Annotated in this window: 23 protein-coding genes and 1 pseudogene; 14 read left to right on the top strand and 10 right to left on the bottom strand. The window is 63.6% G+C overall.

All coding sequences use genetic code 11. The annotated features are described in order from the left end of the window. Positions 1–78: 78 nt before the first annotated feature. The 3 genes from JQN66_RS17150 (at position 79) to JQN66_RS17140 (ending at position 1,845) form a co-directional block, all read left to right on the top strand. Complete coding sequence (locus JQN66_RS17150) at positions 79–780, top strand: TetR/AcrR family transcriptional regulator (RefSeq protein WP_204676084.1); 702 nt, start codon at positions 79–81, stop codon at positions 778–780. A 46-nt stretch (positions 781–826) separates the two neighbouring features. Further along, a complete protein-coding gene (locus tag JQN66_RS17145; RefSeq protein WP_204676083.1) occupies positions 827–1,351 on the top strand; it encodes a hypothetical protein in 525 nt (174 codons plus the stop codon). Between the two features lie 158 nt (positions 1,352–1,509). Continuing rightward, positions 1,510–1,845 (top strand): cupin domain-containing protein, encoded by a 336-nt coding sequence (locus tag JQN66_RS17140; RefSeq protein WP_188947976.1) that lies wholly within the window; start codon positions 1,510–1,512, stop codon positions 1,843–1,845. A 90-nt stretch (positions 1,846–1,935) separates the two neighbouring features. On the opposite strand, the gene JQN66_RS17135 is transcribed toward JQN66_RS17140, so the two are convergent. Continuing rightward, positions 1,936–2,118, bottom strand: a complete 183-nt coding sequence (locus tag JQN66_RS17135) for a hypothetical protein (protein ID WP_188947977.1) — start codon at positions 2,116–2,118, stop codon at positions 1,936–1,938. A gap of 320 nt (positions 2,119–2,438) precedes the next feature. On the opposite strand from JQN66_RS17135, the gene uraD reads away from it, so the two are divergent. The 4 genes from uraD to JQN66_RS17115 all read left to right on the top strand — a co-directional run bounded on the left by uraD (position 2,439) and on the right by JQN66_RS17115 (position 5,883). Beyond that, on the top strand, positions 2,439–2,933 hold the full coding sequence (uraD, locus tag JQN66_RS17130; RefSeq protein ID WP_204676082.1) for a 2-oxo-4-hydroxy-4-carboxy-5-ureidoimidazoline decarboxylase: 495 nt from the start codon (positions 2,439–2,441) through the stop codon (positions 2,931–2,933). Positions 2,934–2,987: 54 nt separating this feature from the next. After that, complete coding sequence (uraH, locus tag JQN66_RS17125; protein WP_188947979.1) at positions 2,988–3,344, top strand: hydroxyisourate hydrolase; 357 nt, start codon at positions 2,988–2,990, stop codon at positions 3,342–3,344. 4 nt (positions 3,345–3,348) lie between these two features. Continuing rightward, the gene (gene pucL / locus JQN66_RS17120; RefSeq protein ID WP_204676081.1) at positions 3,349–4,272 is read left to right on the top strand and encodes a factor-independent urate hydroxylase; all 924 of its coding nucleotides are present in this window, start codon (positions 3,349–3,351) and stop codon (positions 4,270–4,272) included. 75 nt (positions 4,273–4,347) lie between these two features. Beyond that, positions 4,348–5,883, top strand: a complete 1,536-nt coding sequence (locus JQN66_RS17115; RefSeq protein WP_204676080.1) for a nucleobase:cation symporter-2 family protein — start codon at positions 4,348–4,350, stop codon at positions 5,881–5,883. 153 nt (positions 5,884–6,036) lie between these two features. Here the strand turns inward: JQN66_RS17115 and JQN66_RS17110 are convergent, their stop codons facing one another. Together JQN66_RS17110 and JQN66_RS17105 are read right to left on the bottom strand one after the other, a co-directional pair. After that, positions 6,037–6,519: a hypothetical protein gene (locus JQN66_RS17110; protein WP_204676079.1), complete on the bottom strand. Its 483-nt coding sequence runs from the start codon at positions 6,517–6,519 to the stop codon at positions 6,037–6,039. A gap of 63 nt (positions 6,520–6,582) precedes the next feature. Continuing rightward, positions 6,583–8,202: an amidohydrolase gene (locus JQN66_RS17105; RefSeq protein WP_204676078.1), complete on the bottom strand. Its 1,620-nt coding sequence runs from the start codon at positions 8,200–8,202 to the stop codon at positions 6,583–6,585. Between the two features lie 98 nt (positions 8,203–8,300). Here JQN66_RS17105 and JQN66_RS17100 point away from each other — a divergent pair, with 98 nt between their 5' ends. Both JQN66_RS17100 and JQN66_RS17095 read left to right on the top strand, forming a co-directional pair. Then, positions 8,301–8,990 carry a TetR family transcriptional regulator gene (locus tag JQN66_RS17100; RefSeq protein ID WP_204676077.1) on the top strand — a complete coding sequence of 230 codons (690 nt, stop codon included), beginning with the start codon at positions 8,301–8,303 and terminating at the stop codon, positions 8,988–8,990. A 325-nt stretch (positions 8,991–9,315) separates the two neighbouring features. Continuing rightward, entirely contained in the window at positions 9,316–10,680 is a 1,365-nt protein-coding gene (locus JQN66_RS17095) for an APC family permease (protein ID WP_204676076.1), read from the top strand. 126 nt (positions 10,681–10,806) lie between these two features. Here the strand turns inward: JQN66_RS17095 and JQN66_RS17090 are convergent, their stop codons facing one another. Next, a complete protein-coding gene (locus JQN66_RS17090) occupies positions 10,807–11,601 on the bottom strand; it encodes a carbon-nitrogen hydrolase family protein (RefSeq protein WP_204676075.1) in 795 nt (264 codons plus the stop codon). A 268-nt stretch (positions 11,602–11,869) separates the two neighbouring features. On the opposite strand from JQN66_RS17090, the gene JQN66_RS17085 reads away from it, so the two are divergent. Then, positions 11,870–12,817, top strand: a complete 948-nt coding sequence (locus JQN66_RS17085) for a patatin-like phospholipase family protein (RefSeq protein ID WP_204676074.1) — start codon at positions 11,870–11,872, stop codon at positions 12,815–12,817. A gap of 176 nt (positions 12,818–12,993) precedes the next feature. On the opposite strand, the gene JQN66_RS17080 is transcribed toward JQN66_RS17085, so the two are convergent. From JQN66_RS17080 to JQN66_RS17060, 5 genes are all read right to left on the bottom strand, one after another. Next, positions 12,994–13,986, bottom strand: a complete 993-nt coding sequence (locus tag JQN66_RS17080; RefSeq protein ID WP_239464247.1) for a DNA-3-methyladenine glycosylase family protein — start codon at positions 13,984–13,986, stop codon at positions 12,994–12,996. Between the two features lie 558 nt (positions 13,987–14,544). After that, positions 14,545–15,237 (bottom strand): SDR family oxidoreductase, encoded by a 693-nt coding sequence (locus JQN66_RS17075; RefSeq protein WP_204676072.1) that lies wholly within the window; start codon positions 15,235–15,237, stop codon positions 14,545–14,547. A gap of 54 nt (positions 15,238–15,291) precedes the next feature. Continuing rightward, positions 15,292–16,194 (bottom strand): EamA family transporter, encoded by a 903-nt coding sequence (locus JQN66_RS17070; RefSeq protein WP_239464074.1) that lies wholly within the window; start codon positions 16,192–16,194, stop codon positions 15,292–15,294. A 42-nt stretch (positions 16,195–16,236) separates the two neighbouring features. Continuing rightward, positions 16,237–16,788, bottom strand: a complete 552-nt coding sequence (locus JQN66_RS17065; protein ID WP_239464073.1) for a cupin domain-containing protein — start codon at positions 16,786–16,788, stop codon at positions 16,237–16,239. Next, positions 16,742–17,651 (bottom strand): IS5 family transposase gene (locus tag JQN66_RS17060; RefSeq protein ID WP_239464072.1). Its coding sequence is split into 2 segments (ribosomal slippage): positions 16,742–17,281 and positions 17,283–17,651, totalling 909 coding nucleotides; the frame shifts between segments, so codons are not numbered across the junction. Before JQN66_RS17060 ends, JQN66_RS17065 begins: the two co-directional genes overlap by 47 nt. 442 nt (positions 17,652–18,093) lie before the next feature. On the opposite strand from JQN66_RS17060, the gene JQN66_RS17055 reads away from it, so the two are divergent. From JQN66_RS17055 to JQN66_RS17035, 4 genes and pseudogenes are all read left to right on the top strand, one after another. Next, positions 18,094–19,359 carry an MFS transporter gene (locus tag JQN66_RS17055; protein ID WP_204676070.1) on the top strand — a complete coding sequence of 422 codons (1,266 nt, stop codon included), beginning with the start codon at positions 18,094–18,096 and terminating at the stop codon, positions 19,357–19,359. Between the two features lie 140 nt (positions 19,360–19,499). Beyond that, positions 19,500–20,693, top strand: a pseudogene (locus JQN66_RS17045) (low temperature requirement protein A). Positions 20,694–20,753: 60 nt separating this feature from the next. After that, positions 20,754–21,719: an ROK family protein gene (locus tag JQN66_RS17040; protein ID WP_204677679.1), complete on the top strand. Its 966-nt coding sequence runs from the start codon at positions 20,754–20,756 to the stop codon at positions 21,717–21,719. A gap of 463 nt (positions 21,720–22,182) precedes the next feature. Then, complete coding sequence (locus JQN66_RS17035; RefSeq protein WP_204676067.1) at positions 22,183–24,036, top strand: ABC transporter ATP-binding protein; 1,854 nt, start codon at positions 22,183–22,185, stop codon at positions 24,034–24,036. Positions 24,037–24,344: 308 nt separating this feature from the next. Here JQN66_RS17035 and JQN66_RS17030 read toward each other — a convergent pair whose 3' ends face one another. Next, positions 24,345–26,066, bottom strand: coding sequence for a 3-ketosteroid-delta-1-dehydrogenase (locus tag JQN66_RS17030; protein WP_204676066.1), 1,722 nt, complete (start codon positions 26,064–26,066; stop codon positions 24,345–24,347). Between the last annotated feature and the right edge of the window lie 292 nt (positions 26,067–26,358).

Raw genomic sequence — 26,358 nt, 5'->3', positions numbered from 1 at the left:
ATAACGCCTTCGTTGCAGTCTATCAACTAATTTACGCCACATGGCGTAAAATTTCCTGTGAAGGTCATGGGGATAGACTTGGCGACCGAAGCAAGTGGCGCGGGGAAGGGGTGTGCGGGCATGAGCCGGCATAGCGAGAAGGCGCGCGAAGCGCTGATGGATGCGGCGGAAGAACTCTTCGCCGTCCACGGGATCGACGGCGTTTCGAACCGCAGGATCACCGAACATGCCGGCACGGCGAATCATTCGGCGATCAAATACCATTTCGGGACCCGCGACGACCTGCTCAATGCGCTGATCCGGCGCGCCATCACCGAGGTGTCCAGATTCCGTGCAGGACTGCCGGTGAGCGAGGACCTTGACGGCGGGCTGCGCGAGGTGGTGACCCACCGGGTGCTCCCGTGGATCTACTACTTGTCCGACCAGCCTGCGCCGTATTGCCGGGCGCAATTCCTCTATCAGGTGCGCGGTTATCCCGGGTTGTCGCATATCGGCACGGAATTGCTCAGCGGCGATGAGCTCCAGGCCGATCTGGTCGGACGCACCCGTGCTGAGCTGGAGGGAATCCCGGCCTCGGTGATCCGCGCGCGGGCGGGAATTCTGGGCTACATGACGCTCGGGATCTGCGCTGAATTCGAACGACAGGTCGCCGACGGTGCGCGCGAAGCCACCTGGGATGAGCTCGGCTATTTTCTGGTGGATGCGATCGTGGGCATGGTCGCGGCACCGAGCACCGCGAAATCCGACTTCCTCGATTTCGGCGACCCGCCCTTCGGGTAGGCGCGGAAAATTAGGCTGCAGATCAACCCACTTATCGAAGGGCACTATGAAAAGCTACGGAAAATCCCGAGGCGATGATCAGTCCTCGCCCCAGGAGCTGGCCAGCAGGCTGAAGGAGCGCGTTTACGTCACCTTCACCGCGCTCGCGGTGCTGCTGGCGATGAATTTGCACAGCCATGACCCGAAGCCCGGGGCCTCGGCCGTGAGCTTGGTGGTGACAGTGGCTGCAATCCTGCTGGCCGGGCTGGTGGCCGACCTGATTTCCCACTCGACGGTCCATTCGTCGCTGCCCACGCGGGCGGAGCTGCGCCATCAGCTAGAGGTCGCGTGGGGAGCTGGCGGAGCCATCGTGGGGCCGCTGGTCCTGCTGGGGCTCAGCGCGCTCGGGGTCTTCTCCACCTCCACGGCGCTGATCTGGGGGCAGTGGATGCTCGTGGCTGCGTTGGCGTTCTTCGCGTGGCTCTCGCTGCGCCGGAGCAAGCTCGGATTCTGGCGCACCTTGTGGCTGATGTTCGTGCTCGGCCTTGTCGGCGTCGTGGTTATCGCGCTGCAGCTGCTGGCCCATTCCTAAGCCCCGCACGGTGCGGCGCGGGTCGGCCCCCGATTCCCTGTTTACGCGAATTCCTTGACCGCCCGAGAACTCCGGGACATGCTGTTATCCAACGTCGCGGGGCGGAATGCCGGCGGCGTCGGGCGCTTAGGCTCCCTGATACCTGAAACGGGGATAACATGAAGAAATTTTCACTCGCAGCCATTGCGCGCAGCGAATTGCGCGAAGCCGTGAATGCCAGCAATGGCCGTGCAGCACGCACGGTCTTCGGCGGGCACGAGCACGTCATGCGGCAAACCGTGATGGCGCTGGCGCAGGGCACCGAACTGCAGGAGCATGAAAACCCGGGCGAGGCCACCATCCTGGTGATATCCGGGAGGATCCGTGTCAGTTCCGGCGGCGAGCAGTGGGAAGGGCGAAGCCAGGATCTGTTGATTCTTCCCAGCGGCCGCATCCAGGTCACTGCCTTGGAGGAATCGAGCATTCTCTTGAGTGTGGCCAAAAGCGGACGTTGACTGTTCCTTAAATAACGTAGAGACCATGCCCGACGCCTCAGGAGAATGGTCTCTACGCAGTTCTTGGGTGCACCTCAGGTGCAGTGCTGGTTACCGGCCGAAGAGCTTGGCCCAGATGCTCGGCGCTTGCGGGGTGATGCGAATGCGCGGAGCGATGTCGGGGTCCAGGTTCTCGATCGGTTGAAAGAGCCCTGTCCGCAGTGCTTCGGTGGCCGCGACCAGGCTCTGTCCCTCCGGTGAGCAGTTGAAATTGGCTGGATTGATAGCGGTCATTGCGACCCTCCTTCAGATCATTCAACTTCCGAATGGTGGAAGTTTTATTTTGCTTTACGAAACCAGTATGGGACCCGTTGGGGTCGGATGGCAATAGCCGCAGGCAAAAAAACTTATCCACGGTGCGGAAGAATCCTTAAAGTCTGACATATCCAAGATTTTTCGACGCCCCACTTGACGGCCATGGTGTGAACTGGATTACAGTGGTGAACAAGTTCCACGGAGCCAACATCTAGTCGAAGCCGAATTTTTCGGTGGTAAGGGTGTTCAGCTAAGGCTCCCTGGGTTAACCCCTGAGTTAGAAATGAGCTGAGCACCCGATGCATCTGAACGTATTCAATGAAGTCTCCGCCGCTGAAGCGGCCGAAGTTCTGCGTCCATGCATCGATGTTGAGCGCTGGATCAATGATCTGGTTTCTGCTCGCCCCTTCTCCTCGCTCGCGGACCTCGAAGAGTCTGCAACCCGCAGTGCCGCCCCATTCAGCCGCGACGAAATCGCCGCGGCCCTGGCCCACCACCCGCGCATCGGAGAACAAGCCGGCGGAAACAGCCAGGAAGCAGCGCTCTCCCGTAGCGAGCAGGCAGCCCTGGACCTCAACGCGGGCATTGTCGAACGCCTTGCGGAAGCTAACCGCGCTTACGAACAGCGTTTCGACCGCGTCTTCCTTATCCGCGCCGCCGGTCGAAGCAGCGAAGAAATCCTCGCTGAATGCCAGCGCCGTCTGCAAAACACCGACGAGGCCGAGCTGGCCGAAGTAGCCGACCAGCTGCGCCAAATTGCCCTGCTGCGGCTGCAGGATGCGGTCAAGAACTAATTTTCAGACCACCTTCCCTCCATCGACCGACCTCATTAGCCAGGAGACGAACACATGGCAGCTGACAGCGCAGAGCGCAGCCATATCACCACCCACATTCTCGACACCGGGACCGGGAGGCCATCCTCCGGTGTCAAGGCCACGCTGGAAGCCAAGACGGCATCCGGCTGGCAAGAAATCGGCTCGGGGATCACCGATGCGGACGGCCGCATTAAAAACCTCGGACCGGCTCAGGTTGAAGCAGGCCACTACCGGGTTTCATTCGAAATCGGGGACTACTTCGGGAAGCAGGGAACGGAAAGCTTCTTCCCCGGGGTAACCATCGACTTCTACGTCAACAACGTCGATGAGCACTACCACGTACCTCTTCTTATCAGCCCGTTTGCATATTCCACGTACCGAGGGAGTTAGAGAAATGACTACCGAAATCACCGCCCCAGCATCCACCGGCATCGTTCTTGGCGAGAACCAGTACGGCAAGGCCGAGGTCCGCCTGGTCAAGATCACCCGCGACACCGCCCGCCACCAGATTGAAGACCTGAACGTCACCAGCCAGCTGCACGGCGACTTCACCGAAGCCCACCTGGAGGGCGACAACGGCAAGGTCGTGCCGACCGACACCCAGAAAAACACCGTCTACGGCCTGGCCCGCGACGGCGTGAACAGCCCGGAGGAGTTCCTGCTCCGCCTCGGAGCGCACTTCACCGGCGAGTTCGAGTGGATTGCCGGCGGCCGCTGGGCGGCCCAGCAGTACTTCTGGGACCGCATCAACGACCACGACCACGCCTTCTCGAAGAACAAGAACGAGGTCCGCACCGCGGTGCTGGAAATCGCCGACGACGGCTCCAAGAGCATCGTCGCCGGCCTGGAGGACCTGACCGTGCTGAAGTCCACCGGCTCCGAGTTCCACGGGTTCCCTGTCGACCGCTACACCACCCTGAAGGAAACCAGCGACCGCATCCTGGCCACCGACGTCACCGCCCGCTGGCGCTACACCTCGGAGGCCATCGAGGCGGGAATCGACTTCAACGCGGTCTACGCCTCGGTGCGCGAGCAGCTGCTGACGCTGTTTGCCAACACCCACTCGCTGGCACTGCAGCACACCATGTTCGAGATGGGCAAGGCAGCGCTGGAGGCCAACCCGCAGATCGCCGAGATCAAGTTCTCGCTGCCGAACAAGCACCACTTCCTGGTCGACCTCGAGGTCTTCGGCCAGGACAACCCGAATGAAGTGTTCTTCGCCGCGGACCGCCCCTACGGGCTGATCGAAGCCACGGTGACCCGCGAGGGCGGCGCGGCCAAGCACCCGATCTGGGCCAACATTCCGGCATTTATCTAACTGAAAAGCGGCGAGGGTGTGCCGGTGCGGACACATCGGCACACCCTTGGCAGCGACTGACTTAGGAGGTCAGCCATGAGCGCTACACAAGATGAATCTATCAAAGGGACGCGTCCCGAAGATGCCAAGCTACCACTAGGCAAGACTTTCGCCTACGGCCTGCAGCACGTCTTGACCATGTATGGCGGCATCATCGCCCCGCCGCTGATTATCGGCAGCGCAGCCGGTCTTTCACCCGAAGAAATCGGCCTGCTCGTCGCCAGCTGCCTGTTCGTGGGCGGCCTGGCCACCATCCTGCAGACTATCGGCATCCCGTTCTTCGGCGCGCAGCTCCCGCTGGTGCAAGGCACGTCCTTCGCCTCGGTGGCCACCATGGTCGCCATCGTCAACGGCGGAGGCGGCATCCAGGCGGTCTTCGGCGCGGTCCTTGTCGCAGCGCTCATCGGTTTCCTCATCGCACCGTTCTTCGCAAGGATCGTCAGATTCTTCCCGCCGGTCGTCACCGGCACGGTCATCACGATGATCGGCATCTCGCTGACCCCCGTGGCCGCGAACTGGGCCATGGGCGGCAACGCCAAGGCGGAAGACTACGGGTCGCTGGCTAACATCGGCCTGGCCGCCGGCACCTTGCTGGTAGTCATCCTGCTCTCAAAGGTCGGCAACGCCGCGATCTCCCGCATGTCAATCCTGCTGGCGATCGTCATCGGCACCGTCGCCGCCGCGCTGCTGGGCATGGCGGACTTCTCCAAGGTCGGCAACGGCGCGATCTTCGCCTTCCCGCAGCCGTTGGCCTTTGGCATGCCGATCTTCGAAATCGGCGGCATCATCTCGATGACCATCGTGGTGCTTGTCATCCTGACCGAGACCACCGCCGACATCCTGGCCGTCGGGGAAATCGCGGACACCAAGGTCGACTCCAAGCGCATCGCCGACGGCCTGCGCGCCGACATGGCCTCCTCCGCGATCGCGCCGATCTTCAACACCTTCACCCAATCCGCCTTCGCGCAAAACGTCGGTCTGGTCGCCATCACCGGCATTACCAGCCGCTTCGTGGTCGCCGCCGGCGGCGGCATCCTGGTGGTCCTCGGCCTGCTGCCCATCCTGGGCCGCGTGGTCGCGGCCATCCCGACCCCGGTCCTGGGCGGTGCGGGCATCGTCCTGTTCGGCACGGTGGCCGCCTCGGGCATCCGCACCCTGTCCAAGGTCAAGTACGACGGCAAGAACCTGATCATCGTGGCGGCGTCCATCGCCTTCGGCTGCGTGCCGATCGTGAAGCCCGACTTCTATGAGAGCTTCCCGGTGTGGTTCCAAACCATCTTCCACTCGGGCATCTCCTCGGCCGCGGTCATGGCCGTGCTGCTGAACCTGCTGTTCAACGTGCTGAAGGCTGGCAACACCAAAAACAACTCGGTCTTCGCCGCGGCCCCGCCGCGTATGGTGAGGGAAGAGGAGATCTGCGGCCTGATCGATGGCGACCACTTCGAGGGCGGCAAGCTGATTGACAAGGACGGCTACGAGATTCCGGTGGTCACCTCCGAGGACTACGAGAAGATCCAGACCGGGGCGATACAGATGCCTGCACCCAGGCTCGCCGGGAACTCGGAACACTGAGTCGAACCCGGGAGAACCCGAACAGGACCGGAACGACCGCGAAGAGACCGGCAAGGATCCATCCTGAGCGGAATCAACGCCCGCAGGCCCCAAGCCTGCGGGCGTTGTCTGTTCTGATGGGAGCAAAGGGCTGGCCGAAATGCCACGGCAGGCCTAGCCCCGGGCCGTGCGACTCGGAAACGGTTCCGGGCGCCCCGCATTCAGCCTATGCTCGGTGGCGCGTAGTGCCGACTGCGTGCGCCATGCGGCGACCGCTGCGCCCAAGGCGACGAACGCCGCGGCCGGCAGCAGGAAACCTGCGCCTTCCCAGCCGACGAGCCCGGCTACCAGAATGCCCGCAGGAAGGCAGAGGACCGCCGCAGCTGCGGCGGCTGTCGGAACTAGCCGCTGCATGACACCGTCGGGCCTGCGGCGATGACGGAAGGCGAGGACGGCGTAGATCCCGCCCGCAACCAGCAGCCCGTACAGCGCCCCGAAAGGTACGCCATACAGGATTGAGATGACAGCGTAGCCGTCATTCTCAATGAGTGTCAGAACCGCGATGCACAACGAGGCCACGGCAAGACCTGCCGAGGTTCCGCGTGCCAAGAGCGGGAACAGCAGCTCCGAAGGATGCATCAGGCGCAGACGGTTCATCTGCCCAGACTAGGCCATCACACCTCGGCCATGCGCGCTCGCCGGCAGGCACCCTGCCGATGCTCAGGCGGTCAGCAGCGGGTCGCCGGTGTTGACCGGCTGCCCGTCGACGTACGTTCCCAGCACGCCAACCGTGCAAAGCTGCTCGGGAGCCAGCGAAAGCGGATCTTCCGCGAAGACTGTCAGGTCCGCAGGTGCGCCGAGCACGAGCCGTCCGCCAACAGAACCCGTGCTGGCGTGCACGTTCACGGTGTATCCTTCCAGAGCCTCGCGTGCGCTGAGCTTGTGACGGGGCTGGGCCGAATCGCTATCCGGGACCTCGGTACGCCGGCGGGTCTGGGCATCGGCCAGGATCAGCCGCGGGTCGTACGGGGCGATGGGCCAGTCGGAACCGAGAGCCAGAATCATCCCGGCGTCCTGCACATCTCGCAGACGGAAGGCAAACGAGGCACGGTGGTCGCCCAGCCGGCGGGACCAGGCGTCCGAACCGTCGGCGCGCACGAAGTGCGTGCAGTGGGTCGGCTGCATGCTCACCGTGGCGCCGCTGGACTTGAGTGCGGTGAAGTCTTCGTCGTTCATTTCCTCCAGGTGCTCGATCCGGTGCAGGACGCCATTCCCAGGCAGCTCGCTGATGGCCTTGATGACGAACCCGATGCCCTGGTCGCCGATGGCGTGGGTCGTGGTGGTGATACCTGCTTCGGCCAGCGTCCGCAGGTTGTCGACGTACCGCTGGGGCTCAAGGTACAGGGACTCGGTGGACTCGCCCTCGGTGTCCGGTTCGTAGAGCCAGGCGGTGCCGTTGTCGACGGTACCGTCGATCATCAGCTTCACGCCCCGCACCTGCCAGCGCCTGCCGTGCTGTCCTTGCAGCTCGATCAGATGCCGCAGTTGCTCGGGAGCGTCGCTGGCCATGATCCAGGGAGCGACTCGCAATTTGATCGGCAGTTCCGTGCGTTCTTCGAGCCTGCGCAGGATCTTCAGCGAGTCGGGATCCGCCAGATCCAGCATTTCACCGCCGGTCAGGCCGCTGGCGGCCATGCCGCGCAACAGGCGTTCCAGTCCGTCGACCTTGTCCTCGATGGTCAGTGGAGGCAGAGCCTCTTCCACCAGGGCCATGGCGGAGAATTCGCGGATGAAACCCGTAGGCCGACCCTCGGAATCCACCACGATGCTGGAGGCATCGTCGAACGTCTCCGTGCCGGTGATGCCGGCTGCTGCCAGCATGGGCTGCGAAGCCAGAGCCGAGTGCGCATCAAAACAAGTGACGTAGCTGGCCCGTCCGGGAGCTGCCTCGTCGAGCAGCCCGCCGTGGGGTTCGGCTTCGCCGAAGACCGCTACGTTCAGGCCGTAGCCGAGCACCGGTGCATCTCCGGACTGTGCCTCGGCATGGCGGGCGAAAATCTCGCGTGCGTCGTCCAGATCCTTCGCATCGCCCAGGAATACTCCGCGGGCGACCGACTGGCCGAAGATCGGATGAATGTGCGCATCGACGAGACCTGGGGTGATGGTTGCCGTCCCGTGATCGATCAACTTGGTGTCCGGTCCCGACCACTCAGTTGCCTCGGAGCGGGAGCCGAGGTGCGTCACTACTCCCGCAGTGATGCCCATGGCGGTGTACTGCTTTTCGCCGTCCAGGCTGTGAATGGTGTCCGCGAAGATCACGGTTTGGGGCGTCTGCGTCAACTCGACTCCTAAATGAATGGTGTTAATTATCGTTGAGTCTAACCACTGGGTCCTTTGCTGTCCATGATTGGATAGGAAATAACCAAGGGAGTTAGTGCATGTCTTCTACGCCGCATCGTGTTGCCGGACGCCCGGCCAAGCCGATCCTCACTCAGCAACGCATCGTCGAGGCCGCCTTCTCGCTGCTCGATGAGGGTGGGGCCGAAGACTTCTCAATGGGTAAGCTCGCCCGTTCGCTGGGCGTGCGAACACCGGCGCTTTATAACCACGTGGACAACCGGCAGCACCTGATCAACCTCATGCGTCGCGACATGATTCGCTCCATTGACCAGAGCCTGATCGCGGTGCTCCCGTGGCCAGAAGCGCTGTTCCATTTCGGCCAGCTGTTCCGGGACGCCTTGCTGCGGGTTCCTGCGGCCGTCGAGCTGATAGTAGCCACGCCGATCACGGAAGAATCCGAATCGGGTCTCATCTATGAGGAGCTGGGTGGCATTCTTCGCCGAGCCGGAGTGGCCGTTCCTCGGATCCTCATGATCATGATTGCCTTTGAATCCCTTGTGGTTGGCGCAGCTCTGGACATCGTAGCTCCCGGAGCCCATGTTGCAGTGGTGCCCGAGGGGAATTCTGCAGCCCGCGAGACCCGCCATGCGGAAGTCCTGGAGCTGGGTGGGAAATTTGCGCGACAAGCGCGCTCGACAGTCAGCGAGCAATCGTTCGACTTCGGGCTGCGCGCCATCATCGCAGCCGTTGAGCGAGAAGTGGGACAGCGAGATCGCGGCGGCATGTAACGCCAATGTTGCGTGTAAATTAACAGTATAAATTTTCTTTCACGGGCGCGCACTCGGTGTTCAGCCGGCCGGTTCTAGCGTCGGCGATCCTCTGTTTCACCTAGTCGAATGCCCTTTATCCCTGAATTGAGCGCCACATTCACTATGCTGGACGGGCTTTCCGAGACCCCTTGCGCTGCTGATGGCGCCAGTCTCGCCCTTGCGCCAAGTGACTCCAGTCACTACCTTTAGTGAACGTTCTTCATTTAAATCTGGCCCTTGGCTTCCAGCCCCTGCACTTCTAGCAGGTGCATTATGCCGGGTAGCGGACGGAAAGGTGCCCATTATGTCGAAATCTCTACTCAAGCCACCGGGTGGCGCAGTGCTTGCCACCGACCAGATGAACCGGGTTCTAGGCCTGCCCAATCTGGTGCTCTTCGGCATGGTCTACATGGTTCCGTTGACTATTTTCAGCACCTACGGCATCGTCACCGAAATTACCGGCGGGCGATTGCCGCTGGCGTACCTGATTACCATGGTGGCGATGATCTTCACCGCGCGCTCCTATGGTCTGATGTCGCGGGCCTTCCCAGTCGGCGGGTCGGCATATGTGTACACGCAGCGATCCTTCGGCCCGAATATAGGGTTCATGGCCGGCTGGGCCCTGCTGCTGGACTACCTCTTCCTGCCGATGATCAATTACCTGCTGCTCGGGATCTACATGCATGAGTTCTTCCCGGCCGTCCCGCCGTGGGCGTTCATGCTGGCTGGAATGGTAGTGGTGACGGTGCTGAACGTCGTTGGAATTGTCTCCGTGGCGCGGACGAACATCGTTATCATCGGCTTCCAGTTTCTCTTCATCATCCTGTTCGTCATTTTTTCGGTTGCCTACCTCAAGGAGCAGGCCTCCGTGGATCTCTGGGCGCCGTTCCGGGGGAACGGAGAGCTCGGCGGCTTCGCGCCACTGGCTGCGGGAGCAGCGATCTTGTGCCTGTCGTTCCTCGGGTTTGACTCCATCACGACCTTCGCCGAAGAAGCACGCAACCCGAAACGGGACATGCCGCGGGCAATTCTACTGACCACATTGATCTGCGGACTCATGTTCGTGGGCCTGGCTTACCTGTCTCACTTGGTATACCCCAGCCACGAATTCGAAAATGCTGACTCCGCATCGATCGAGGTGATTTTCGCGGCGGGCGGAGACTTCCTGACCATCTTCTTCACGGCAGGATTCATCTGCGGCGCACTCGGATCCGCCCTGATTTCGCAGGCTTCGGTGGCGCGTATTCTCTACAGCATGGGCCGGGATGGAGTTCTCCCGCGCAAGGTGTTCGGCTATCTGCACCCACGATTCAAGACACCGACCTTCGTGATCCTGATCGTCTCGCTCATTTCGCTCACGTCCTTGTTCGCCAGCCTGGAAATGGTGTCGGCGATGATCAGCTTCGGCGCTTTGGTTGCATTCTCCGCAGTCAACCTTGCCGTGATCAAGTACTACTTCCTAGCACACCGTCAGCGAGGTCTGGCTTCGACCGTGAACTACCTTTTGCTGCCGCTGGTCGGCCTGTGCCTGACCATCTGGCTCTGGACCAGCCTGAGCCCGCTGTCTCTCCAGATCGGCTTGGCATGGATTGTATTGGGTCTTGCCTACCTCGGCTACGTCACCGGCGGATTCAAGCGCAAGGCACCAATGCTGGATCTATCCGAGTAGCGGGAGAGCATCGCCTGCCCGGGTAAGGCCATACCCGTGATCCATGCAGCTCTCTTCTGGGGAGGGCATCTGACTATCACTGGTGCCCGCTCCGTCGCGTTATCCGCGGGTACCCAGCGCAAAGGACTACAGGTCGACGGCGTTGGCCAGCACCGGAAGCTTCCTGCGGGCCTCATCGACCAGGTTCAGGTCCAGGTCCACGATGAGCAGCTCGGGCTCGCGCCCGGCCTGCGCGATGACGCGGCCCAGCGGGTCGACGGCCATCGAGTAGCCCACGCCCAGCGGCGCGGCGCCCTTCAGCGGGCGGCCGACGCTTTCGGGATCCGCCTGGTCCACCGCGATCACGAAAGTTGTGGTGTCCAGCGCGCGTGCCTGGGCCAGCGCCTTCCACTGCTCGGCCTTGCCCTCTCCGCCGCCCCAGGAGGCGGAGACGATGTTGATCTGCGCGCCGGCGCGGGCGTTGCGCACGAACAGCTGCGGGAAGCGCAGGTCATAGCAGATCGCCAGGCCGATCGTGGCGCCGTCCAGCTCGAACTGCACCGGGGTGTCGCCCGGGGTGACGGCATCCGACTCCAGATAGCCGAAGGCGTCGTAGAGGTGGATCTTGTCGTAATGGGTGTCCACGCCGGGGCCGGCCACCAGCAGGGTGTTGCGCACCCGGCCGCCCTCGCCCGGGGTGAACATGCCAGCGGCGATCGCAATGTTGTGGTCGCGCGCCTGCTGGCGCAGCAGCCCGGCCCAGCGGGCGTTGACGGGCTCGGCGAACTTTTCCACGGGGTTGCCGAACGCGACCTGCATGGCTTCGGGGAAAACGATCAGCGACGCGCCCGCCTCGGCGGCCTGCTTGGCATGGTCGCGGATGATCGCCAGATTGCGCTGGGGATCGCCGGTGCTCAATACCTGTGCCAGCGCGATCTTCATGATGTTCCTGTCCCTTCGCCGTCGGCGCTTGAAGCGCGCCGCATCTACTTCGACTCTACGTAGGCGGGCTGAAAAATGGCAATGCGGCCAGTCGCGCGCGCCGGATTCGGACTTATGATGAATGCACGCAGTTCGTACTCGTTGCATGGAGGTGGTGCCCGATGTCCGCACGACCGACCGTGGGCGCACCCCTGTCCCGTACGACGGCCCGGCACTCCTAGCCGCGGCCGCTGGTGAGCCCGAGGACTTCTTCCGAAAGGCACCCGCCATGAACTTTTTCTCCTTTCCGACATCCCGCGCCAGCTCGGCGTACCCCTACCTTTCCCACCTGCCCGAAACCACCGGCGCACGAGCCCTGGTGCTCGGCGGCGGAGGGGCCACGGGGAACGCCTGGCTCATCGGCGTGCTTGCAGGTCTGGCCTCCGAAGACCTGGACGTCAGCACACCGCAGTTGACCGTGGGAACCTCCGCCGGCTCCACCGCGGCCGCCCAGCTGGCCAGCTCCACCCCGGCAGAGCTCTACCAGGCAATCATCGGCAGCCCGGCGCCATCTGCATCATTCCCGCGTCCTGCGGCCGCGCCGGGTTCGGTCCGCGTTCCCGACCAGCTGTCCCGCATCACGTCAATCAGCGCAGCTTCCTCCGGCCCCGGGGATATGCACCGCAGGATGGGTGCTGCGGCGCTGGATCTGCCCGGTGCCAGCGACAGGGAACTGAGCCTTCGCTGGAGATCCATCGTCCAATCACGCATGGAGGAGACGGACTGGCCGCAGCGGCTGGTCTACCTCACCGCGGTGCAGGCGCAGGGCGGCGAGCCGGTGGTCTTCGACAACTCCAGCGGGGTTCCGCTGGTTGATGCGGTGGCCGCCAGTTGTTCCAGCGGTCCGCCGTATTGGCTCGGGGAACGCGCGTACATTGACGGCGGCTACCGCCGGAATGAGAACGCCGATCTGGCGCAGGGCTACGGCAAGGTGCTGGTGCTTTCACCGCTCGGCGGGCGGAGCCTGCACCCGGAGCGCTGGGGTATGCAGCTGTCGGCGCAGGTGGACCAGCTTCGCGCATCCGGAAGCCAGGTCCAGGTCATCGTGCCGGATGCCGCCGCCGAAGCCCATCTGGGAGTCAACGCCATGAACCAGGCACTCCGCCCGGCGGCTGCCCGCGAGGGATTTCGCCAAGGCCGGGAACTGGCCGGAGAGCTCCGGGCAATTTGGTGCTGATCCGCCGCGGAACCCTGCACCGGGCAGGTCAACGCAGTAGTTCGGCCTACTGCAGAAATAGATGTCCTGCTGGCGCTCGCCGACCGCCCGGGACGCGAGCGCGTATCCAGCCATTCGAGGCTTTGGGCGGACAGCGTCACTTTCGGCGGCAAGATATCGGTAGGCGGCGACCGGGATCAGCCTGAAGCTGCCTGCCACAGGTGCATGGAAGCGTAGGAGCGCCAGGGGGACCAACGCTGGGCGTAGTCCTCGAGCAATCGGTGGCTGGAGCTCTTCGAATGCGGCGGCTCCAGAATGCCGAGGCGTGCCGCTCCTGAAACCAATGCGACATCGTTGCGCATCCAGGCATCTGGATCAGCGAGCACGCGCATGGAGAGATAGGCGGCGGTCCACGGCCCGATGCCAGGGGTGCGAAGCAGGTTCTGCCGCAGCAGTTCGGGATCGCTTTCGAACCCGATAGCCAGTTCACCGCTCTCCAACGCACTGGCTGCACCGCGAAGTGCGGAGATCGACCGGCGGGGGAGCCGCAGAACGCGCTGGGGATCCAGCGGGGTTTCTGCTGCCGGTTCGGGCACGGTTTCAATGATCTCCCGGGAGGTGGGAAAGAGCCTGTCCAAACCGTCGAAGTTCGACGTGTAGAGGGCGCCGGCTTGAGTTGCGAGCCTGGAGAGATGAGTGCGAGCTGCCTTGACCGAAATCTGTTGGCCGACAATGGCTCGGATGACCAGCTCATGCGGGTCGATCGCGCCTGGCACCCGGATTCCCGGGGTACGAAGAACACTCGGAGCCAGTGCGGGGTCTTCCTGCAGCGCTGCATCGATGGCGCTGGAGTCGGCGTCAAGATCCAAGAGGCGTCGTATCCGGGAGATTGCAGCAGCCTGATCGCACAAATCCGCGAGTTCAAGCTCGGCAGTCAGGGACCAGCCTTCGGATCCATGATTGCGTGCGACAAGTCGAACGGCGGCGGGCCCACTTGGGAGTATGAATGATCTTGCATATATCAATTTGTCTTGCTGTGAAAGATCCGCAATCTCGACCCCAGCTATCGCCCTTGCTTCCAGGAACGAAAAAATCCCCCGGGCATCAAAGGGGTGCCGAGCTGGCAGCTCGATGTTGAGAACCGGGGTTTCAGCGCTGTCGGGGCGTTGCTGGCCAAAGGGCGACCCCACACGGGGGAGCGCATGGTTCCTATCAGCAGTCACGTTGCCATCCAAAGAATACGTCGAGAATTCGAAATCACAACGAGTGTAACCGTTCGATGCAGAATTCACTGGGATGCGAAATAGGAAGAAAAATGTGGTGAAAAATTCGAATTAACTGCATCATTGTTGTTCTAGATTCATCTTGATCTGGTGGCAGTTCCCGTGAGATGCGGGTTCAGATCTCGCCAGACTACTCTGAAAACCCTTCAGAAAGCACTGAAGTGAACAAATTTTTTGTTCAGTGGTCGCTGCCTGTGGAATCAGCGTGACTTTTCGTTGGGGGTGTCGATCCGCGAGCAGAAAACCGCACTGAACAAATTTTTTGATCAGATTCCGTTGCCAGCGGCCCAGCCAATGCCAGTTGCATTGGCGGGAGGGTTTCTGATGCCCGATTCGAAGCCGCCAATCGGTGGGTGTTCGAGCTGAGTCTCATCTGAACAAATTTTTTGATCAATTCGCCGATGGGCCATTGGTAGAAGTCCGGCAAGGATGAACAAATTTTTCGTTCAACTTCGCGCGGCAACCTTAGGCTTTTGGCCGCGGTGAAGGATTGATGTCGATCGAATCCAAGTTCGCGCGGCCACCCAAAGCAAGCGCGGTCATGAGAGCCTGAGCAACTTGTTCGGGGCGGACCCAGTTTTCCGCGTCGTAGGCCTTCTCTTCCCAAGAATGCAGTTGCTCCTGCATCGGTGTGGCAACACGCCCCGGATGGATGGAAGTGACCTTGAGGCCATTCGAAGCTTCTTCGAGCCGGAGGGTGTCAGCAAACGCTTTCATGGCGAATTTGCTGGCGCTGTATGCACCCGACCCTGCAATGGTGCGGTGCCCGAGGCCTGAATTGATCATGAACACATGGCCGTGCGCCCTGCGCAGGGCTGGCAGTAGGGCGCGGGTGAGCTCTACCGGAGCAAGCACATTAACCTGCATGCTTTGCTCCCAGTCATTCTGAGCTGTCTCTTCCACGGTTCCCATGCGAAGTATCCCGGCGCTGTGCACCAAGACATCAAGGGAGGAGATCTGCGCAGCGAGCTGATCCATGCCGCCCGGGAACCCGAGGTCGGCGAGCAGTGGCGTGGCGGACGGAAAGCTGGCAGCAACGAGCTGTAACGCTTCGATATTCCTCCCCGCCAGAAAGAGGTGATGGGTCGGTGCCAACGCTCCGGCGATGGCGTGTCCAATGCCGCCGGTGGCTCCGGTGATCAGGGCGCTGGGTTTCATGCTGTCATCCTTGCTTGCTGTGACGGTGCGATAGGGGTGTTCCGGGAGCGAACGCTACTGCGGGCCCTGTGTGGGGGCCGCGATTTCGGTGAGTTCGCCGCTGAACTTTCGCGCTCCATCCCATTGGGCGGCGGCGCCGGCGATCACGACGATGACGACGCCAATAGCCTGGTAAGTCGAAGGGGCTTGGCCGAGAACCAGCAGGCCGATGAGCACGCCAAAAGCCGGTTCGACTGACAGGAGCGTGCCGAAGGACGTATGATTCATGCGCTTCAGCGCCAGCATCTCCAGCCCGAAGGCGATGACCGGCGTAATCAAGGCGATCCCGGCCGCCGCGGGCAGTACCCACCAGACGAGATTGCCGTTGATTACCTGGGGAAGCCCGACCGGAAGGGTGGCCAGCGCGGCGATGGGAATGGTCAGCGACAAGCCGCTGATGCCGGCGAATCGGTCGCCGACGCGCTGGGTGAGGATGTTGTACAAAGCCCAGCATGCGCCTGCGGCCAGAGCCAGTCCGACACCGATGGGGTCGAAGGAACCGGACCAGGGCTCGGTCAACAGGATGATGCCGACCAGTGCTGTGGCGGGCCAGATCAGGGCCCTGCGGTTGCCGCTCATGATGCCGGCAACTGCCAGCGGCCCGAGGAACTCGATGGCTACCGCCGTGCCCAGCGGGATGCGTTCCACTGCTCCCAGGAAGAACACCGTCATGAAGCCGGTGACGGTGCCCAGAATCAGCAGCGAGGGAAGGTCCTTGCGGCGGATGGAACGGATCGCCGGGCGGGAGATGATCCAGAGGAACACAACGCCGAAACAGAGCCGGAGCCATGCGGTGCCCGCCGGGCCGACTTCGCGCAGCACTCCCACGGACAGGGCGTTGGCCAGCTGGATGGAGAGCATGGCGGCGATCGCCATGCTCCATGGAGGAAGGCTGTTGCCGGTAAGGCGCGCCGTCATCGTCGACTCCTCAAACGGTTCCCGGCCGTAGCCCGGATGAAGTTAATTGGCAGGTGCATCGGAGCCCAACTGGCGGTGGGACGTTCCGACCCCCGGCTCGAAGACGGTCAGCGTGAAGCGCAATGGTGCGTTTGAATTGTTCTCGTAGGCGTGGGGCTCGTCGCCCGGGAAGCACAGTGCATCGGATTCTCCGAGCACATGGGTTTCGGTGCCTACCCGCACCGTGAGTTCGCCCTCCAGTACCTGGAGGAGCTCTTCGGTGCCCGCGACGTGCGCGTCGCTGTCATGGCTTTCGCCCGGCTTGAGGGTCCAGTCCCAGAGCTCGATGACATTGGGGGAGCGTGTGCCACCCAGAAGCACGCCGCGGCCGCCGTGCTTGCCGGCCCACAGTACCGCGCCCTCACCCCGGCGGGTGATCTTGACGGCTTTGAGCTGTGGCGGCTCAACCAGCGCAGGCAGGCCGACCCCGAGGGAGTCGCTGAGTCGGAGCAGCGTTCCGACGCTGGGGTTCGCGGCTCCCTGCTCGACATTGACTAGGGCGTGTCTCTTATATCCGTAGCCAGACCAGAATCGCTGCCAACACCACTCCCGCACGATACGTGACCGCAAGCTTGTCATAACGAGTCGCAAGCCCCCGCCACTGCTTCATCAATCCAAACGCCCGCTCGACCACGTTGCGATCTTTATACTTCTCAGCATCGAACCCCGGCGGGCGCCCACCCGCGCGACCCCTACGCTTCCTGGCAGCGATCTCGTTAGATTTCTCCGGAATCACAGCAGTGATGCCCCGCTTACGCAGGTACGTGCGGTTCACTCGTGACGTGTAACCACGATCAGCAAGCAGCGACTCGGGGCGCGTCCGCGCGTTCCCCGACCCGGTTCTTGGCACTCGAATATCGCCGATTACTTCCTGGAGCATCGCGCCGTCGTGACGTTGCCCACCCGTGACCACAATCGATAATGGGCGGCCATGCCCATCGACCGCGAAATGCACCTTCGTGCTCAACCCTCCGCGCGATCTCCCTATCCCATGACCTTCCGGTTCAACCTCGCATAACGGCAGATTCTTGTAATTCGATAGAGCCCCCTGTGTCCTGGTCCGGACGCGGAAGGTTCGTGCCGTGCTGGTGAGCACGGCTGATCGTCGCGTCAATCGACACGTTCCAGTCAATATCACCTACGGCATCGGCCTCGGCGAGGATGTGCGCGAATACGCGGTCCCAGGTGCCGTCGGTTGCGTAGCGGCGATGCCGCTTCCAGACGGTCTGCCAAGGGCCATACCGGTCAGGGAGATCACGCCACGGGATTCCGGTCCGGTAACGGTAGATGATGCCTTCTACGACGCGGCGGTTGTCACTGAAGGGACGGCCTTTACGGCCTTCGTTCGATGGCAGGAGTGGTTCGACTCGTTCCCATTGCGCATTCGTGAACTGCGTAAATCTAGACCTTTGTGCCACGACTCAATCATGGCGCGTGCACACAACTAGATTTAGGAGACACGCCCTAGCATGCGCCGGCTGATGCCGGCATGATCCGCCAGCTGGTCCAAGGTCCACTGAAGGGACAGGCGCTCCTGCCTGACCCTCGCGCCAATGGAATTGGCAAGCCTCTGGGTATTCTCGTCCATGGATGCATAATAGTGCACTTATGGTGCACTGATCCACATTTACTGCGCGCCCGCTCTCAGGAAGCGCGTCGAAGGCCCCTGAGAGCCTGCAGATTTTACATAGCCAAGCTATGTGAGCGAATGTATAGTGTCACTATGTAATAGCTCATTGCCCTTGAGCTCCACGGGTCGGCAAGTGGGCGGTGCCGGGGCAGCCGCCATGAATATTCACGAAGAGCGCAGATCGCGCGCAAGAGAAAGACATCGCATCAGCGGGAAATGAGAACGATCGAATGACGCAAGCCGGAAGCACACGGACGTCGCTGCTGAAGCAGCCGGGCTCGGTCTGGGCCATCGCCTTTGCCTGCATGGTCTCCTTTATGGGCATCGGCCTGGTCGACCCCATCCTCCCGGCCATCAGCCGGGCGCTTGAGGCAAGCCAGTCCCAAACCATGCTGCTGTTCACCAGCTACCTGTTCATCACCGGCATTGCGATGTTCTTCACCAGCTGGGTGTCCGGGCATCTGGGTGTGAAAAAAACCCTGGTCATCGGGCTGGTCCTCATCGTCGCATTCGCTGCGCTGGCCGGCGCCAGCTCCAGCGTCAACGAGATCCTGGGATTCCGCGCGGGATGGGGCTTGGGCAATGCCTTGTTCATCTCCACCGCGCTGGCCGCCATTGTCGGCGCCGCCAGCGGGGGCAGCCGCCAGGCAATCGTCCTCTACGAGGCGGCGCTGGGTGTCGGCATGGCCGTCGGGCCGCTGGTTGGCGGAGTGCTGGGCAACCTGTCGTGGCGCGGCCCGTTCTTCGGCACCGCGGTGCTCATGGGCATCGCCCTCGTGGCGATCCTCGCCTTCCTCAAGCTGCCGTCCGGGGCCCCTGCACCTGCCAAGATCTCCATCGCCGCCAGCTTCAAGGCGCTGCGCAATCCGGCCCTGCTGGCCCTGTCCCTCACGGCGGTGTTCTACAATTTCGGCTTCTTCATCCTGCTTGCCTACACTCCCTTCCCCCTGGAAGCCGCGGCGCATGCTGCCGGGCTGGACTTCGGCGCCACCGAGCTCGGACTCGTGTTCTTCGGCTGGGGGTTGGCGCTGGCGATCACCTCGGTGCTGGTGGCGCCGCCGGCAACCCGCAAATTCGGGCTGCGTCCGGTGCTGTTCGCGATGCTGGGTCTGCTTGCCGCCCTGCTGGGCTCGATGGCGCTCTTCCACGAGCAATTGACGACGCTGGTCATTCTGGTCATCGTTGCCGGCCTGGTGCTTGGCGTCATGAACACCGCGTTGACCGAAGCGGTCATGGAAGCGACCGATCTGCCGCGGAACGTGGCCAGCAGCACCTACTCCGGCGTGCGATTCCTCGGCGGCGCGGTGGCCCCGGCTGTCGCGGGCCCGCTGGCGGCAGCCCTGGGCGCTGCGGCTCCGTACTGGTTGGGCGCCGGCGCGGTGGCGATGTCCATCCTGGTGTTCGCCCTCGCCGGACGCAGGCTCAGCCACATCGGCGCCGTGCACGAGAGTGCGCAGGAAGTTGCGCAGGACGTGCTGCTCGGCGAGGCCCAGTAGCTTATCTGCGCAAGCCGTAGATTATTTGCCGCCGTGCTTCGTATTCTTGAGCACCAGATATTTTTTAGACTCAGGAACGAAGCGTGGTCGACGTGCCGGACAATCATCCCTACGCCCCGGGCAAACTGCGGGTCAAGCGCATGCGCCCGAGGGATCCCTCGGAGATCTTCAGGTCCTCCAGTCCGCTGGAACTGTTCTTCGACCTGATCTTCGCGGTATCCGTCTCGCTGGCATCGGCCCAGCTGGTGGCCGCTGAAACCCACGCCGATATCGCCGGCGGGCTGCGGGCCTACCTGATGGTGTTCTTCGCGGTGTAGTGGGCCTGGATGAATTTCACCTGGTTCGCCAGCGCCTTCGATGCGGATGACTGGCTCTACCGGGTGCTGGCGCTGACCCAGATGGCCGGCGTGGTGATTCTCGCGGTGGGAACCACCCCGGCGATGGCCGACGGGAACTTCCACCTCATTATCGCCGGATATGTGGTGATGCGCCTGGCGCTGGTGGCGCAGTGGATCCGGGCATCGCGCAGCCACCCGGGGCTGCGGAAAACCGCCCTGCGCTATGCGGTGGGCATCGCCGTGGTGCAGGTGTTCTGGGTCTGCTATCCGCTGACTCCCGCCGGATGGGCCATTCCGGTGTTCCTTCTCCTGGTCGCCCTGGAGCTGCTGGTGCCGTTGATCGCCGAGCGGAGCGGCCAGACGCCGTGGCATCCGGAGCACATCGCCGACCGCTACGGATGCTTCACGCTGATCGTGCTGGGCGAATCGGTGCTGGCCTCCACCGTCGCGGCGGCCAACGCGGTCGAGAACGCCAACCAGCTGCTCCAGTTTTCGCTGCTCGGCGTGGGCGGATTCATCCTGGCCGCCGGGCTCTGGTGGGTGTACTTCTCTTCGAACGCCAGCACCTGGCTGCGCACGCGGCGGGCGCCGATGATCTTCGGCTATGGCCACTACTTTGTCTTCGCCGCCGCCGGCGCATTTTCCGCCGGGGTCAAGGTGCTGCTCGACCATGAGGCCGGCAGCTCCGGGCTGAGCTCCGCCGCGGCGGTGGCCACATTGAGCATTCCGGTGTCGGTTTTCCTCCTGGGCGTCTGGGCGCTGATCCTTCGGCTGTGCCTGCGCGGGGCGTATAAGTGGCTCTTCCCCGTGGGCGCGCTGCTGATCGGCGGCGCTCCGCTGCTGGCGCAGCTGACGCCCACCGCCGAATCCGACGTCCAGATTGCGGTGATCTCGGTGCTGGGCGCCGCGGCAGTCATGGTGCTGCTGGTGGTGCTGATCGAGGCCTCCGGGGTCCGCGAGCAGGAGGAGTCCGCCGCGGCCCCAGCGGCCGGGTAGCGGCTCAAGGGCATCCTCCGCTTTCCGGGTTGGGCGCGGCCGGGTTTATGCTGTGTGACTATGCAAACCTCCGAACCTTCCATCGGCGTCGACATTGGCGGAACCAAGATCCTTGCTGCGTTGGTTGACTCCAGCGGCGCCGTCACCAGGCAGATCCACCGCCCCACGCCGGCCCGGGACGTGGCCGCCACCGAACGGGCCATCGTGGAGCTCGTCCGGGAGCTGGGCGACGGGGACCTGCGCTGCCCCGTGGGCGTGGGGGCCGCAGGGTGGATGAACCGCGATTCAAGCCGCGTGCTGTTCAGCCCGCACCTGTCCTGGCGCGACGAGCCCGTGCGCGACCGGCTGGAAGGCCAGCTGGGCCAGCCGGTCACCCTGGTCAACGACGCGGACGCGGCCGGATGGGCCGAATACCGCTTCGGCGCCGCCCGCGGCGTCAATGACGTGGTCTGCCTGACCCTTGGCACCGGGATCGGCGGATCGATCATCCTGGGCGGCGAGGTGCACCGCGGCAATTCAGGCATCGCCGGCGAGTTCGGCCATCAGGTGATCGTGCCCGGCGGACACCGCTGCGCCTGCGGAAACCGCGGCTGCTGGGAGCAGTACGCCTCCGGGAACGCGCTGGGCCGCGACGGCGCTGAACTGGTGCGATCCAAGTCTCCCATCGCCCACAACCTGCGCGAGGCATGCAACGACGATCCGGAGGCGGTGACCGGCGCGCTGGTGACCGAGCTCGCGGCCAGCGGTGACCTGGCCTGCAGGGACCTGGTCGAGGAAATGGGCCAGTGGCTGGGACTTGGCATCTCGAACCTGGTCTCCGTGCTGGATCCGGGCATGGTGGTCATCGGCGGCGGCCTGGGTTCGGCGCAGACCGAGCTGCTCGCCGTGGCCGAAGCGCACTACCGGCGCACCCTGTCCGGGCGGGGATTCCGCCCCTTCGCGCAGGTCTGCCGCGCGCAGTTGGGCTCTTTGGCCGGATTGATCGGGGCCGCGGACCTGGCTCGGGCTTCAGCCTCAGCGGCATGAAAAATCGCGCCGAATCTCGGAAATGAACTGGAACGCGGGTCTCGGCGCGCGGCGTGGGTGGTTGCCAGCGGGTTGGTTGACAACGGAGTTTCGTGGAACGGCATAGCCAGGAACAGGCCAATGGCGCGCCGTGCCGTCCCGGGCGGGAAGCTGCTGCGACATGCGCGGCGTCAAGTCAGAGGGCTCTTTTGCCTGCGTAGCCGATCCTGGAGGGAGCGCCGGAGCGGCACGGGAATTGCGTCGCCCATCTGCCGGAGCCTGCGAGGCTGGCTGCGCCCGGCAGCCGCCCTGCGTGCGGCTGGGGGAGCGCTCCGGATGGGCGTCTGGATAATTCCTCAGGCAGGAGCTCCTGGAATGCAGGTCGTCGCCTAAGCTGACCCTAGCTGGAAGCAACGGCCCGCTTGCTGACACCATGAGCAGGTAAGTTGCAGCATTGGCCCGAGTAGGAACGCGAGAAGACACAATGAGCATGGAAAATGCCGCTTGGCATTCCCTCTGGAGGCTGTCGGGGGACAAGGGCAAGGCCTACGCCCCTACGACGCCGAAACGCGTTCTGAAATTTGCCGCGGGCTACAAGACCCGACTGCTCATCTTCGTGGTCTTTTCCATCTGTTCGGCGGTGCTGGCGGTCATCACCCCCGTGCTCGCGGGCCGGATCGTGGATGAAATTGTGGCCCAAAGCGGCATTCGGATCATCATCAACCTGGCGCTGATCATCGCGGCGGTGGCGGTGCTGGACGCGATCGTCTCCATCGTGGTCCGCTGGTTCTCTTCCAAGCTCGGCGAGGGAATCATCTTCGACCTGCGCACGGCGGTGTTCGACCATGTGCAGAAGATGCCGGTGGCGTTCTTTGCCCGCACCCGCACCGGCGCGCTGGTCAGCCGCTTGAACAACGACGTGATCGGCGCGCAGGCCGCCTTCGCGGGAACCTTGTCCGGACTGGTTTCCAATACCGTGGCGCTGATCCTCACCGCGGCAGTCATGTTCACGACTTCCTGGCAGGTCACGGCCATCGCGCTGGTGCTGCTTCCGCTCTTCCTGCTTCCCGCGCGGCATTTCGGGCGATCCGTCGCGATGCTGCGCAGGGAATCCGCGGACCTCAACGCCGCGATGGGCAACCAGATGACCGAGCGGTTCTCGGCGCCCGGCGCGACCCTGATCAAGCTTTTCGGCCGGCCCAAGGATGAATCCCACCAGTTCGCGCTGCGCGCAGGCCGTGTCCGGGACATCGGCGTGAAGATGACCATGCGCCAGTACTACTTCGTGGCGACCCTGACCCTGGTCGCCGCCTTGGCTCTGGCCTTGGTATATGGCTTGGGCGGCATGTATGCGGTGCGCGGGGAACTGGCCGCCGGCGACGTGGTGGTCCTGGGAATGCTGCTGACCCGGTTGTACGCTCCGCTGACTGCATTGGCCAACGCCCGGGTGGAGATCACCAGCGCACTGGTCAGCTTCGACCGGGTGTTCGAGGTGCTGGACCTGGAACCGCTGATCAAGGATGCACCCAACGCCCGCCGCCTGGAACCCGGGCCGGTACCGGTGAAGTTCTCCCACGTGAACTTCTCCTACCCGAGCGCGGACAAGGTGTCGCTGGCTTCCCTGGAAGAGGTCGCGGTGCTGGATACCCGCGGCGGACAGGAAGTCCTGCACGACATCGATTTCGAGGTGAAGGCCGGGCAGACCGTGGCGCTCGTCGGCTCCTCGGGCGCAGGCAAGTCGACCATCGCCTCCCTGCTGGCCCGCCTCTACGACGTGGATTCCGGGACCGTTGAACTGGCGGGAACCGACATCCGCGAGCTGAAGCTCGATTCGCTGCGCGAAACCGTCTCCATGGTCACCCAGGACGGGCACCTGTTCCATGAGTCGATCCGCTCCAACCTGCTGCTCGCACGCCCCGGAGCCGAAGATTCGCAGCTCTGGGAAGCACTGGAACGCGCCCGGCTGAAGCCGGTCATCGCCGCCCTGCCCGACGGGCTGGACACCGTGGTGGGAGAGCGCGGCTACCGGCTCTCCGGCGGCGAACGCCAGCGCATGACCATCGCCCGGCTGCTGCTGGCGGCCCCGCAGGTGGTCATCCTGGACGAGGCGACGGCGGCGCTGGACTCGGCGAACGAGGCGGCGGTGCAGGCTGCCCTGACCGAGGCACTGGAGAACCGCACCGCGCTGATCATCGCGCACCGGCTGTCGACCATCCGTTCCGCGGACCAGATCCTGGTGGTCGAGGGCGGGCGCATCATCGAGCGCGGCACGCACAGCGAGCTGCTGGCCCTGGGCGGGAAATACACCGAGCTTTACGAGACGCAGTTCGCCCAGTAGATTCTGCATTATTTACCACCGGCGAACCCGCTACGTTCAGCAGGCCCCTGCGGATCCGTGTATTTGCAGGGAAGGTGGAGTTTTCCGCCCGAAGGATGATTGCAGATCCTTCGGGCGGCAATTACATTCCCGCCGGCCCCGGAAGCCGTCTGCCCTGCCGGCGCAGACGCGCTGGGCCGGAGCGGCGGCAGCGGAGGCTGGGTCCGAAGATCCAACGTCCGCTACTGCCAGTCCAGCCCAGCGCGGCCGATTTCCATCATGTCCGCCGCCGCACATCTCGCGCAGCTGCCCGTGGTGCAGGGCGACGACTACGCGCTGGCGACCAGGTCGCGGGCCTTCTGCGCGGCGTGGGTGGCGATGATGGTGCCGAAGACCAGCCCCTGCCCAATGGTGGCGCCGGCGCCCGGGTACACGTTGCCGAAGATGTTCGCGGCGGTGTTGCCCTGGGCGTAAAGGCCCTCGATGACGTCGCCCGAGGTGTCCAGTGCGCGGCCATGGGCGTCGGTCATCACGCCGCCGCAGGTTCCCAGGTCCGAGAGCACGATCTTCACCGCGTAATACGTCTTGCCGTCCAACGCGCGCAGGTTCGGGTTCGGGTGCTGGGTCGGGTCGCCGTAGTAGCGGTCGTAGGCGGACTCGCCGCGGCCGAACTGGTCGTCGATGCCGGTTCCTGCCCCCTCGTTGAACGCATCCAGGGTCTTCTCCAGAGCCTGCACGGGAACCTCGATCTTGCTGGCGAGCTTGCTGATTGACGAAGACTTATGTGCGACGCCCGCCTTGTACCAGGACTCGGGAAGTGCCATGCGCGGGTAGCACTGCCCGGCGAAGATGTAGCTGTCGCGGTAGGTCTGGTCGAAGATCAGCCACATCTGGCCCACCGGGTCGCCTTCCGCTTCGCGGCGCAGGATCTCCTGGCCGAAGCTCATGTAGTCGGTGGACTCGTTGATGAATCGGCGTCCCGACTGGTCGACCATGAAGGATCCGGGCAGCGAGCGCTCGGCCAGCAGGATCTTTGCCGAGGATCCGGGCTTGAGCGGCGACACTGCCGGGAACCACCAGGACTGCTGCATGCTCGCCAGCTGGGCGTTGTGCTTCTGCGCCACTTCAATGGCATCTCCGTGGTTGCCCTTGGCGCCCAGGCTCAGGTCCTCGACGAGGGAGGGGCTCTGGTGCTCCTGGCGCATCTTCATGTTGTGGTCGTAGCCGCCGGCGGCCAGCACCACGCCATACTTGGTGCGCACGCTCACGCGTTCGCCGGCCTGCTCCAGGAGCGCCCCGGTGACAACGCCGTCGGTGAATTCCAGATCCACCAGCTTTGCTTCGGTCCAGACCGGGATGCCTGCATCCAGCGCCCCGGCATACATGCCCCCGGCGATGGCCTGGCCCCCGGCGCTGTAGTTGCGGCCGATCAAAAGCCCTCCGGCACCCTGGATGAGACGCTTGACAATCAGCGGGAATGCCTTGTGCGGCGCCTTGGCAATGAGGTTCATCCACTTGTAGTCAGCGCCGGTCACCGGCATCGGCATGGGAGCGGCCATGGTGGCCGGCTGGAAGCGGCGCAGCTGGTCGCCGAGCTTGTTCAGGTCGAAGGGGCGCGACTCGACCGAGCGGCCCGCGGCACTGCCTCCTGGCTTTTCGGGGTGGTAGTCGGAGTATCCCTTGGACCAGAAGAAGCTCAGCTGGGTCATGCGTTCGAGCATCTTGACGGTCTCGTCGCCGTACTCCAGGAAGGCCTTCCAGCGCTCGGCCGGCCCCGAGCCGTCCACGACGGACTCGATGTACTTCTCACCGCGGTCCAGGGAGTCGACGGCTCCGTCGCGCTTGAGCACCGTGTTGGCGGGAATCCAGAAGGCACCGCCCGAACGGGCGGTGGAGCCGCCCACGTATTTGGTTTTCTCGGCCACGGCTACGTTCAAGCCGAGTTCCTTGGCGGCCAACGCGGTGGCCAGGCCGGTGCCGGAGCCGATGACCAGCAGGTCGACTTCGAGCTGGTCGATTTTGACGGGTGCAAGAGCGGTTTTCGATGCCATGAAGCGGTCTCCTATGAACGACGCCGGGCGTGAGCCCTGAGTTAGTTCATGCTAGCCAAGCGACAGCCCTGTCCGAAGTGCAGTCCCGATAACAGGGATTTGCAACCTGACGACCGGGGAACTGTCCTATAGGGGTGCGGCGCCGCCTCCCCAACAGGGAGCTGGCTCGTCGGCCGGCCGCTGATGATCGTGCGGCAGCGCGAAGATCCCGATTCCCGGCAAGGGGTTGCAAACATCGATAGATTAATGAACGATGGGCGGAACGGACCTCTTCCGATATCTATGGAGGTAA

It is taken from the genome of Glutamicibacter protophormiae (assembly GCF_016894325.1).
GTDB lineage: Bacteria > Actinomycetota > Actinomycetes > Actinomycetales > Micrococcaceae > Glutamicibacter > Glutamicibacter protophormiae.
Note: the sequence above shows the minus strand (reverse complement) of the source record. Positions and strands in the feature narration are given on the sequence as shown.